11 protein-coding genes are annotated in these 12,084 nt (G+C 36.5%); 9 read left to right on the plus strand and 2 right to left on the minus strand.

Going from position 1 to position 12,084, the window contains the following annotated elements; translation table 11 throughout:
* Window positions 1-167: 167 nt before the first annotated feature.
* From MCS_RS02950 to parE, 7 genes are all read left to right on the plus strand, one after another.
* Entirely contained in the window at window positions 168-719 is a 552-nt protein-coding gene (locus MCS_RS02950; RefSeq protein WP_004855542.1) for an LbetaH domain-containing protein, read from the plus strand.
* A gap of 75 nt (window positions 720-794) precedes the next feature.
* Window positions 795-1,040 (plus strand): hypothetical protein, encoded by a 246-nt coding sequence (locus tag MCS_RS02955; RefSeq protein ID WP_004855545.1) that lies wholly within the window; start codon window positions 795-797, stop codon window positions 1,038-1,040.
* 2 nt (window positions 1,041-1,042) lie between these two features.
* Entirely contained in the window at window positions 1,043-2,086 is a 1,044-nt protein-coding gene (locus tag MCS_RS02960) for a tyrosine-type recombinase/integrase (protein ID WP_004855547.1), read from the plus strand.
* Window positions 2,087-3,450: 1,364 nt separating this feature from the next.
* Window positions 3,451-4,092, plus strand: a complete 642-nt coding sequence (locus tag MCS_RS02965; RefSeq protein WP_004855549.1) for a LemA family protein — start codon at window positions 3,451-3,453, stop codon at window positions 4,090-4,092.
* The gene (locus tag MCS_RS02970) at window positions 4,093-4,944 is read left to right on the plus strand and encodes a TPM domain-containing protein (protein WP_004855551.1); all 852 of its coding nucleotides are present in this window, start codon (window positions 4,093-4,095) and stop codon (window positions 4,942-4,944) included.
* A 134-nt stretch (window positions 4,945-5,078) separates the two neighbouring features.
* Window positions 5,079-5,816, plus strand: coding sequence for a lipoyl(octanoyl) transferase LipB (gene lipB / locus MCS_RS02975; RefSeq protein ID WP_004855553.1), 738 nt, complete (start codon window positions 5,079-5,081; stop codon window positions 5,814-5,816).
* An 83-nt stretch (window positions 5,817-5,899) separates the two neighbouring features.
* On the plus strand, window positions 5,900-7,957 hold the full coding sequence (gene parE, locus MCS_RS02980) for a DNA topoisomerase IV subunit B (protein WP_004855554.1): 2,058 nt from the start codon (window positions 5,900-5,902) through the stop codon (window positions 7,955-7,957).
* A gap of 19 nt (window positions 7,958-7,976) precedes the next feature.
* Here the strand turns inward: parE and recJ are convergent, their stop codons facing one another.
* The gene (recJ, locus tag MCS_RS02985) at window positions 7,977-9,761 is read right to left on the minus strand and encodes a single-stranded-DNA-specific exonuclease RecJ (protein WP_004855556.1); all 1,785 of its coding nucleotides are present in this window, start codon (window positions 9,759-9,761) and stop codon (window positions 7,977-7,979) included.
* A 294-nt stretch (window positions 9,762-10,055) separates the two neighbouring features.
* Here recJ and rplM point away from each other — a divergent pair, with 294 nt between their 5' ends.
* Together rplM and rpsI are read left to right on the plus strand one after the other, a co-directional pair.
* A complete protein-coding gene (gene rplM / locus MCS_RS02990) occupies window positions 10,056-10,520 on the plus strand; it encodes a 50S ribosomal protein L13 (RefSeq protein ID WP_004855558.1) in 465 nt (154 codons plus the stop codon).
* A gap of 2 nt (window positions 10,521-10,522) precedes the next feature.
* Window positions 10,523-11,008: a 30S ribosomal protein S9 gene (gene rpsI / locus MCS_RS02995; RefSeq protein WP_004855560.1), complete on the plus strand. Its 486-nt coding sequence runs from the start codon at window positions 10,523-10,525 to the stop codon at window positions 11,006-11,008.
* 108 nt (window positions 11,009-11,116) lie between these two features.
* On the opposite strand, the gene MCS_RS03000 is transcribed toward rpsI, so the two are convergent.
* Window positions 11,117-11,482: a response regulator gene (locus MCS_RS03000; RefSeq protein WP_004855562.1), complete on the minus strand. Its 366-nt coding sequence runs from the start codon at window positions 11,480-11,482 to the stop codon at window positions 11,117-11,119.
* Window positions 11,483-12,084: the final 602 nt, after the last annotated feature.

The raw sequence follows: 12,084 nt of genomic DNA on the forward strand, positions 1-12,084 counted from the left end.
ACCTTCTTAGCGGAAATAGATCAAGACATGAAGCAGATCTTGGCAAGAGCTGCTTAAACCTATGGGGGTGCTCTCTCCTCCCAGCACCCCCACCCTTTCCTAACAACTTTTAAGTAATGCATGATTCACGCTGCGGGTGGATTGTGCGCAAATCAAGGAAATAAACCATGGAAAAGAAATATGAACTTACTGATGAGACAGATGATTTTTTCGGAAAAACTCTTTACCGCATTCGCGCATTACGAGACTTTAGAAATATTAAAAAAGGTGACCTAGGCGGCTTTATAGCAAAAGAAGATAACTTAAGTCATGAGGGCAACTGTTGGGTTTGGCATGATGCCAAGGTTTGTGATGATGCTAGAGTTTACGGAAATGCACAAATATTTGAAAGCGCAATAATTAGAGATAATGCACAGGTTTTCGAGAATGCGAAGGTTTGTGGAGATGCTCATGTTGATCATAATGCGCAAATCTTCGGCAATGCACAAATTTATGACGATGCATATGTTTATGGTCTTGTTTATGACAATGCTCGTGTTTATGGAAAAGCCGTTATATGTGGAAATGCGCACATTTCCGGAGATATTAGAATTCAAGATAAAGTATATGTTTTCGATAATATAGATATTTCTGGTAATTTTGAAATTCGTGGAGAAACTTCAATCATCTCCAAAAGTGAATATTCAACAATCTATCCAAGCTACATAAGCCGTTTTTAACCACACAAACAACTTTTAAACACAAGCGTGATTCACGCCACGAGGGAATTACATCTAAAATGAAGGGGAATAAACATGCCACACCGCCCACCTACTATCACACAACCAGCTATTGCTCGTGCTTTAAGAGAAGCTAAAAAACAAGGATGCGAACTCATAGAAATCAAACCTACAGGGGAATTATTAATTCATATCAATAAAACCACAGCATCAACAACAAGTAATGTTTATAGCATCAACGATTTTCCACCGCTTGAAAACGAGCAAGAAGAATACAGCACCAATAAATCTTGCCCTTCTGTCGATGATATAAAGTTTTAGCCATGCCAAAGCGTCGTCCACCACATCTTGTTCGTGAACGTACACGCCATGGTAAAGTTATATGGTATGTACGTATTGGTCATGGATCACGGTTTCGGATTGAAGGAACCTATGGAACGCAAGAGTTCGTCGATAATTATACGCTTGCCATTAAACAAGCACAAAATGGCATCTCCAAGAAAATAAGACACACCAGACTTACAGAAGGGTCTTTCGATTGGTTATTGCATCAGTATTTACAAAGCATGCAATGGCATAATCAATCAGAATCCACTAAAAAAGTTAAATATCGAATTCTGAATAATATTTCTAAACATATTGGTGATCGTGCATATAAAAGCATAGAAAGACACCATATCCTTGACGCCGTAGACAGAAGGCGGGATACCCCCGCAGCAGCAAAACATTTTTTGACCTCTTTAAACGGTCTCTTTAATTGGGCGGTTGATAATGCCCTTTTAAATAGAAATCCTGCCTTTAATATAAAAGCACCAAAATCTTTGAACAGTGAGGGATTACTGCCATGGCTAGAAGAGGACATAGATAAATATTATCACCGTTGGTCACATGGTACACATGAACGCGTATGGATTGATGTTCTTCTTTATACAGGCTTGCGCCGTGGTGATGCCGTTCGTATCGGCTGGAAAGATGTCAAAGATAATATCATTTATCTCAAAACAGAAAAGAGCCAATTTAAAACAGATGTTTTTCTTCCAATTTTGCCTGAACTAGCAGAAACCCTTAAAATTGGTCCCATAGGTAATGAAACATTCATTTGTGGTAAAGGTGGAAATAAGCTTGTCAAAGAAAGCTTTGGCAACCTTTTTCGTGAAGCGTGTAATACGGCGGGTATTAAAAAATCAGCGCACGGATTGCGAAAATTAGCAGCAACACGTGCGGCCAATGCTGGTGCTACGGTTTCACAAATGAAAGCGCTTTTTGGCTGGACAGAAGATAAAATGGCATCCCTTTATACCAAAACAGCTGATAGAAAACGACTTGCAATAGAAGCAATCAAAAAGCTACAAAAAGGTTCGGGATAGACATAAAATAAGTTAAAAGAATCAACGGAATCAAAACTCCCGAACTTTTATATAACTTATTGATTTTATATAAATATAACGCTCCCACCCCCTCCGCCACAGCACTTTTGTCGTGCTATAACTTATTGATTTTATGTCTGTATGTAGCTTGTCATCGGGTTTTGTATATTTTGACACTAGGTTTTGTACCAATTTATTTTTTTTCAAAGGATTTTTAAGGGGTTCTCAAAGGGTCTTCAAAGACCTTTCAAAAGGTATTTAAAAACTCTTCCATGAATCTTTTTTTCTTCCTCTAAAAGTCGCAATTTGAGATGATGAGTTCTTGAGCCAGAGTCGGATTATTTGAGATGCGGCATTTATAAGATGCAGTGACCTCTTTCTACATAAATTGACTGATAATTTTTCTGTATCCTAAGCACATTATTAAAGAGAGAAATGTTTAAGCAATTCGGTCAACTTAACCGAATTGCTTTTCAGTATGCAATTGTGCAATGTTTGCACCATTGCTCCTTTGAGGAATTGGGTAAACATTACCCTATTGCTGTACTCATGCAGTAGGATCAACTTGATTCTATTGCTCTTTGAGAAATTGGTGCAAGTTGCACCTATTCCTCATCACGATCGATCAAATGGTTAACTTGATCCTTTGATTTTCTGTCACTCAGAAGTTTCCTTTTCTCCTGTTTTGTTTCCCTTGTTTGGTGCTTCGAGTGTAATTTCTGTGGTATAACTGCTTTATTTTTCATAGCAGTGGGTCACGGTGGCGGCTTTCCATGGTTTTTCCTGTCTATTGTCATTACTGATTATGAAGATTCAGTGAAATGATCTCTTTCTATATCTAGATATCACAGTTATCATATTTGAAGGAACATGTTGCTCTATTGGAGAATAGAGGAATTTTTTAATTAATCTCATACAACTGAATTTATTGAATAAACAACGTATTTCACATAGCAATGTGATTAGAGTTAAGGAAATTATAAAACATATGTCATTTTCGTCATCTACACTTATTAACAAAGCTTTACTGTTTTATGGTGTAAGCTACTCAAATACAAATTTTATTAATATATACGTATCGATAGGCCTTTAAAAATAAACCACTTCTAGGTCAAGTAATTGAATCTGTTTCAATCATTAATTTACCTTAATATTTTACAATATATTATTAATATTTAATAAGCTAATATTAATAATAGTATTTTAAAATATCACTAAGTAAGATTAATCAATAATTTTATTAAAGTAAAAAATTATAAAAATATAATTTTTTTCATAAAGAATCTGTTTTCTTAAATTAAAAACACTTTTCATAAAGAAAATACATCCTATATAATTTGTGAAATAGCTGCGGAGATATTTTTATGTTAAATGTACAAACTTCAATGAGACTTACTTATCCTATGAATAAAATGTTAAGACGATTTTCAATAGCTGTTTTTTTTGTATTTTTAATGCCATTTTTAAGTGGTTGTGGATTTAATACTATACCAACAAATGAAGAAAAAGCACATGCAGCATGGAGTGAAGTACTAAACCAATATCAACGCCGAACAGATCTTATTCCTAATCTTGTAGAAACTGTCAAAGCATATGCATTTCATGAGCAAGCTGTTTTTACGAATGTTATTGAAGCTCGTGCCAAAGCAACGCAAGTAAACATTAATGCCGATATGTTGAATAACCCAGAAATAATGCAACAATATATCAACAATCAAGCAAATTTATCAAGCGCGCTTTCGCGTCTTATGGCTGTTGTTGAAAACTACCCTGATCTCAAAGCAAATCAGAACTTTTTAGCTCTCCAATCACAATTAGAAGGAACTGAGAACCGTATTTCTGTTGCTCGCCGTGATTATATAGAATCAGTGCGTATATACAACACTGCCCTTAAAACAATACCAACAATGATTTGGGCAAAACTATGGTTTCGTGATGCTAAACCTATGCCAACATTTACTATTGATACCGATAACCAAAAAACACCAAAAGTTAATTTTAATTAAATGAAATTATTTAGACATTCCATACGACACAGTGTTTTTCTATATTTATGGGCTCTTATGGGGATTTTGTGTTTGTTTTTTGCACTGAAAAGTGTTGCTTGTTCACAAACAAAATTTCCTCCTTTAACTGGTTATGTTAACGATATGGCTCATTTGCTTGATCATATAACAAAAGAGAATCTAGCAAAAAAACTGGCTACACTTGAAGAAAAAACAGGAGATCAAATTGTTATTATAACTCTCCCTAGCCTTTCAGGAATTGATATAGAGACATATAGTAACTCCCTTTTTCGCATATGGAAATTAGGTCAAAAACAGATCAATAACGGTGTATTACTCGTCATTGCACCAAATGAACGCGAAATACGTATTGAAGTAGGCTATGGTTTGGAAGGAGAGTTAACAGACGCTGTTTCCTCAGTCATAATTAATACCTTCATTCTTCCAAATTTCCGTGAAGGAAATTATCAAAAAGGAATTGTCGAAGCCGTTCATGCAATTATCAAAATTATTACAGAAAATGATTCTGATTTTTCTTTTCGAATCAAAGAAAAAGTAAAAGCTGTTGAAGCACAACGTAAACAAGCTGAAAAAGAAGAAATGGTCATCAATACAATTATGTTTTTAGCACTTTTTATAATTGTTGGTTTACCAATTTTAGCAATGATTTTTGGTAAAAAAGTAGGCCCACAAAAATATCTCTGGATGGGTATCATCTTCACACCTTGGTTTTTGAATTTAAATGCTCGCGGTAGATATTCTGGTGGAATATTTGGAAACCATTCAGGAGGAGGAGGTTTCAAAGGTGGTGGTGGATCATCAGGTGGTGGCGGAGCAACAGGGAGATGGTAAAATAAACGCAAATTTAAAGCGTAATGAATAAAATATTGTATTTTCTCTCACTTTAATAAATAATTCCGCATCTTAGTTTATAATTTCTTATATTGATTACAATAAAAACTCTAACGCTAACATAAATATTGCTGATGACATTTAAATCAAAATATATTAGCCGCGATTGCCTACCGCATCATTTTAAAGCATTCCATGGGAGTCCACCGGTAGAATGGAAAATTAGTGATAATTTAGTCGAGTATCCTGAAGCTTTGCGCTATATGCAAAAACATGTAGAAAATATTTTGACGCAAACCGCACATGAACAAGTTTGGCTTTTGGAACACCCTTCTCTTTACACAGCTGGAACAAGTGCCAAAAAAAAAGACCTTTTAGCACCTTATTTGTTCCCTGTGTATGAAGCAGGTCGGGGTGGTGAATTTACATATCATGGACCAGGACAGCGTATTGCTTATATCATGCTTGATCTTAAACGCCGAAAACAAGACATCCGTGCTTTTATTGGTGCACTAGAAGAGTGGATCATACAGATGCTTGCAAAATTTAATATTAGAGGAGAACGTCGAGAAGATCGTGTTGGCGTTTGGGTTAAACGACCCAATTACCCATCAATGCCAAACGATTTCTTTCCCGAAGATAAAATCGCTGCTATTGGCATTCGTGTACGTAGATGGGTAAGCTTTCATGGCATTTCCATTAATGTTGATCCTAATTTAGCACATTATTCAGGGATTGTTCCCTGTGGAATCACAAAACACGGTGTTACCAGCTTTCTTGATCTAGGTTTTCCTGTAACAATGCACGATATTGACATTGCTCTGAAACAAGCATTTGAACAAATTTTTGGCCCAACAATTGATGTTGCCTAAGTGAATTGATTTTTAAATAAAAAACAGGCATAAAGTTTATTTTGATTAAGAATTTATTTTAATGAGGTAAATAATCAAACGCCATGAGCGATAGCAAAAAGGATCTTTTTAGTATTTTAAATAATGCGCAGTCTCGAATAAATACAAACGAAAAGAAACTACGTCCTCTAGTAAATTCAGAAGAGATGGCTTCAAAACAGAATACACAGGAAGATAATTATAATGCCCTTTCTATTCGGGTACTTGAGGGGTTAGAACCCGTACGTTTGCGTCCTGGAATGTATATCGGGGGAACAGATAGCAAAGCGCTACATCATCTATTTGCTGAGATTATTGATAATGCGATGGATGAAGCCGTTGCGGGTTATGCAGACTTGATTGATGTCTCATTAGATAAAAACGGTTATTTAACTGTCACAGATAATGGACGTGGCATTCCTATCGAAAATCATCCGCAAATGCCTAATAAATCTACTCTTGAAGTCATTATGACGCAACTCCATTCAGGTGGAAAATTTGATGGAAAAGCTTATCAAACTGCTGGTGGGTTACACGGAGTAGGAATTTCTGTCGTCAATGCTCTTTCCGACGATATGGAAGTTGAAGTAGCACGAGAACGCAAACTTTACCGCCAACGCTTTTCACGCGGTATTCCTCAGTCTGGATTAGAAGACCTCGGTGATGTTTATAATCGTCGTGGCACACGCGTTCGTTTCCATCCTGATAGTAAAATTTTTGGCGAAAAAGCAGCCTTTGATCCAGAGAAAATTTATAAAATTGCACGCTCTAAAGCCTATCTTTTTGGCGGCGTAAAAATTCGCTGGAATTGTGATCCTATCATGCTTGAAGGAAAACAAAATATTCCTGCAAAAGCTATTTTTCACTTTCCAAATGGACTAAAAGATTATTTGCTCTCATCACTGGAAAAAGAATATCGAGTAACATCAGAAATTTTTTCTGGAAAAATAAAACAACGTAATGGCCATGGTTCCGTTGAATGGGCTATTGCTTGGCATGGTGGTGATGCTTGTATACAATCCTACTGCAATACTATTCCTACCGGAGAAGGAGGAACACATGAAATAGGACTGCGTCAAGCTCTTTTGCGCGGATTAAAATCCTATGCTGAGTTAATAGGAAATAAGCGTGCTGCTATTATTACATCCGATGATGTTATGATTTCAGCAGTTGCAATCCTTTCAATCTTCATAAGAGATCCTGAATTTGTTGGACAAACTAAAGACCGATTAGCAACAATCGAAGCACAGCGTATTGTTGAAAATGCTATACGTGATCCTTTCGATCATTGGTTAACAAATTCTCCACAGGAATCAACAAAACTTCTTGATTGGGTTGTTGAACGTGCTGAAGAACGTGTTAAACGACGCCAAGATAGAGAGATAAATCGAAAAACAGCTGTCCGTAAATTACGTTTGCCTGGCAAACTTGCAGATTGTAGTCAAAACTCTGCAGCTGGCGCTGAATTATTTATTGTGGAAGGTGATTCCGCTGGTGGTTCTGCAAAACAGGCACGAAATAGAGCAAATCAAGCCATTTTACCTCTTCGTGGCAAAATCTTAAATGTAGCCAGTGCCGCACGGGAAAAAATGAGTTCAAGCCAGACAATTTGTGATCTTATACTTGCGCTTGGATGTGGAACGCGCTCCAAATATCGTGAGGAAGATCTCCGATATGAACGTATTATCATTATGACGGATGCGGATGTTGACGGTGCTCATATTGCTTCTCTTCTCATTACCTTCTTCTTTCAAGAAATGCCGGATCTCATTCGTCAAGGACATTTATACCTTGCTGTACCTCCCCTTTATAGAATATCGCAAGGAGGAAAAATTGCTTATGCACGTGATGATACTCATAAAGATGAATTACTAAAAACCGAATTTACTGGAAAAACTAAAATTGAAATTGGACGTTTCAAAGGGCTTGGCGAAATGCGTGCTGAACAGCTTAAAGAAACAACAATGCATCCTCAAAAACGTACATTGCTACGCATTTCTATTGATATGATGGAAATGCAAGAAACTAAAAATATCGTAGAAAGTCTTATGGGAACTAAACCAGAAGCAAGATTCCGATTTATACAAGAAAATTCTACTTTTTCTTCTCATCTAGACATCTAAGCTTTTCTGAACATTCCTTTCAAACCACTGCAGCAGCATCAATAACGCGTAGCTGTGGATTAATCATTCCATTCCAATAATTCAAACTAAGAGTACCAGCCATATGAATCATTTCACCAATATTTTCAGAAAGAAAAGAACCAAGTGGTGTTCCTACAGCACGGAATGCTATTCCTTGTAGCTTTTTTCCTTCAATATTAGAAATGACAAGGCGAAAATGCCCTTTTCCAATTTCACACAAATTAATTAATCGATGAGAGGGAAGAACAAAAATAGGCGTACTATTCCCTGAACCAAATGGACCTGCTTTTTCAATCATCTCAAACAGATCTTTATTAGCACCAGAAGCAGAAAGACAACCATCTATACGCAGAGATCTTTGAGTACGCAACTCAGAAACCATTAAAGAAACTTTTCCTTCTAGCCATTCTCGGAAAGTTTCAATTTTTGCTGATTGGATAGTGACTCCAGCAGCCATACTATGCCCTCCACCTTTTTCGATTAAATTTAATGCTAATGCTTCACGAACAAGTGTTCCTAAATCTATCCCACTAATTGAGCGCCCAGATCCTACGCCACTTCCATCTGCTTTCAAAGCAATTGCAAAAACAGGACAAAAAAAGCGCTCTTTTAAGCGAGATGCAAGAATACCAACAATTCCCGGATGCCATTCTTGATGAGCAATCACAAGTGACAATGGCGTTTCTTTATTTTGGTAAAGGGAATTAATATAAGCTTCTGCTTGTGCTAATTGAATACCCTCCATTTCTTGGCGTTCTTGATTAAGTTCATCTAATTGCTCTGCTATTTTATCAGCTTCAGTTTTATCATCGCAACTAAGCAAACGCGCCCCTAAAGCCTGATCTCCAATACGACCTCCTGCATTAATTCTCGGGCCTAACAAAAAACCTAAATGAAAACTATTTAACGGCTCTCCTATACGCGCAACTTTGGTTAAAGCTGCTATCCCGAGGTTATACATAGAACGAGCAACTTGAAGCCCTTTAACTACAAAAGCGCGATTAACACCTTGTAACGGAACGACATCACATATGGTCGCCAATGCAACAAGATCAAGCATACTTAAAAGGTCAGGAAGCTTTTCTGCAAAGTTTTTCTTCCGCAACAAATGATGAACCCATGCTAATGTAACAAAGACAACACCAGCAGCACATAAATGCCCCTGTCCAGAAAAATCATCAGGGCGATTAGGGTTGACAAGAGCAACAGCTTCCTGATGAACCTCTGACATTTGATGATGATCTAAAACTATAACATCAGCGCCTGCAAGCCTTGCTGCTTTTATTGCATCTGGGCTGTTTGCACCACAGTCAACGGTGATAATCAAATGGGCCCCTTCTTGTACGAGCATTCTCATTGCTTGTTCATTTGGACCATATCCTTCAACAATACGATCAGGTATATAAATTTTTATTTCCATATCAAAATAACGGAAAAAGCGCGCTACGAGTGCTGATGAACAAGCGCCATCAACATCATAATCACCAAAAACAGCAACCTTTTCTTGATTCAAAATAGCTTTAACAATGCGCTCTGCTGCGCATTGCATATCCGTAAAGCTTTTTGGATCAGGCATTAAATCACGCAACGTTGGATTGATAAAAACAACAGCTTCAGATTCATCCACATTTCTTGCAGAAAGAACGCGCGCTAACGCATCTGGAAAACCAAATTTTTGAGAAATAGCGCGCGCATTGTTTATTCCTCGAATATCAAGGGCATCTAACCAAGCCTGACCGCAAGCAGAAGATTCAACATTGAGAAAATAACGGGGGTGCTGCATCGTCGCTCATTTTACAATGAAAGCAAATAAAATACAATCAACAGTTAGAAATAAAGCACTCTTTTGAAATATCCGTTCTAGTTTAAAATATGCATAAATAATACAAAATTGTAGTATTATAATACCTCAACCATAAGGCTCTGTTTTATAAGTTTTTATTTTCTCTTGACGTACATCAAAAGACATTATATCAGAGCAAATAATATGCGTTAAATATCGCTATGGTAACAATTTTCAACGCAAAGCAACAAAAAATGCCCTTAATATGAAAGGGTTTTAATAAAGGATACTTCTATGGCAACTTTTTCACAAAAGCCAACTGAAGTGGTGAAAAAATGGGTTATTATTGACGCAGAGAACCTCATTTTAGGTCGTCTTGCCACATTCGTTGCTAACCGCTTACGGGGCAAACATAAAGCTACATTTACTCCACATGTTGATGATGGTGACAACGTTATTGTCATTAATGCAGATAAAATAGCTCTCACTGGCAAAAAATATACGGATAAAAAATATTATTGGCATACCGGATATATTGGTGGAATCAAAGAGCGCACAGCACGCCAAATTCTTGAAGGACGTTTTCCTGAACGCGTTGTTGAAAAAGCCGTTGAGCGTATGATTCCTCGTGGACCACTTGGTCGTCGCCAATTGAAGAATTTACGTGTTTATGCTGGAAGCCAACACCCGCATGCGGCACAACAGCCCGAAGCTCTTGACGTTGGTGCTTTAAACCGCAAAAACAAAAGGATTGCTTGATTATGGCTGAAATTAATTCTCTTTCTGAGCTTGGTGCAGTAACAAATATTGTAGAAGCCAATGAAAATGTCGCTCCTGTCCATGTGCAAAAGCTTGATTCACAAGGACGTGCCTATGCAACAGGGAAACGTAAAGATGCTGTTGCTCGCGTTTGGATTAAACCAGGCTCTGGCAAAATAATCATCAATAATAAAGAATTTGACAAATATTTTGCGCGTCCTGTTCTTAGAATGATTCTTCGCCAACCAATTGTTGCAACAAATAGGGATACCCAATTTGATATTGTTGCAACCGTTGCAGGTGGTGGACTTTCTGGACAAGCTGGTGCTGTACGTCATGGCATTTCTAAAGCTTTAACATATTATGAACCAGAACTTCGTAAAATTTTGAAGAAAGGTGGTTTTCTTACTCGTGATAGCCGTGTTGTCGAGCGTAAAAAATATGGTAAAGCAAAAGCGCGTCGTTCTTTCCAATTTTCAAAGCGTTAATTTTATGCAATATACAGAGCCTCGTTTTCAACGGGGCTTTTTTGGCAATATAGTCGCAAATGCTTCGTTAACGTTTTAAGTGTTTTTCTACTATTATTATGCCAAAGTCTAATCCAAAAAGCGCTTTATCATTGTCATAAAATGAGGAACGGAAATGGGCTTGGACATATATTCTTCACATCCACTTGCACGAATGCGCTCCTCATCTCCTTTCATAGCAAAGGCGGTTACAGCTACAATAGGAATGAACTTAAGATCCTCATCATCTTTTAGCTTTTTAATTACATCAATTCCTGATACCTCTGGCAATTGAATATCCACAAGGATCAGAGAGGGTGTTGATGAACGAGCCAAATCTAGTGCAAGAAGACCATTACGTGTTTCAACAGTTTCATAGCCACAGGCTTCTACAAGATCACGGAATAATTTCATATTAAGTTCATTATCTTCCACGATCATGACTTTTTTTGACATTAGTATAACTCCACCTTTTCAGATAAAATGAACAAATAGCAATGAATACGCATTACCTCTTAAATAAGATAAAATGATAAAAAAAATTGTAAACTACAAAGAAATTAAATAGCCTGCAATAAAAGTATTTTTTATAATTACAATGATTTCTAACTATTTACCTTCATCAGTTCACAAGAATGGAATCTAATATAATAATAAGATTATATTGCTGTATGTTTTTAGTGGAACGGTATACTCAGTTTATAAATATTTCAAATAAATCTTACATCTTAAGTCATAGAATAGAAATCATGAAAATTTCATCAAACATGGAATCTTTAATAAAAAATAACAAGTTCTTCTTTAAATATGACTTATCATTTCATTATCATAAGCCATCTCTAAATAATCTGCACTCATCTTTTTTTCAAAAATCTCTAGTTCTTTAATTTTTAAGTTAGATTGTAAATCCGAATTTAGTTTTGACAGAATCAAGCATCTTACAAGTAGCAAAAAGAATGGCTTGTACTAATTGAAGCTGGTATAGTTAATTATCGACTACCTTCCAATCATTTTAAAGAAATTGCACTTCACGAACAGAAAATTGATAAGTTTCCAAA

Origin of the sequence: Bartonella doshiae NCTC 12862 = ATCC 700133 (genome assembly GCF_000278155.1) — a bacterium.
Lineage (GTDB): Bacteria > Pseudomonadota > Alphaproteobacteria > Rhizobiales > Rhizobiaceae > Bartonella > Bartonella doshiae.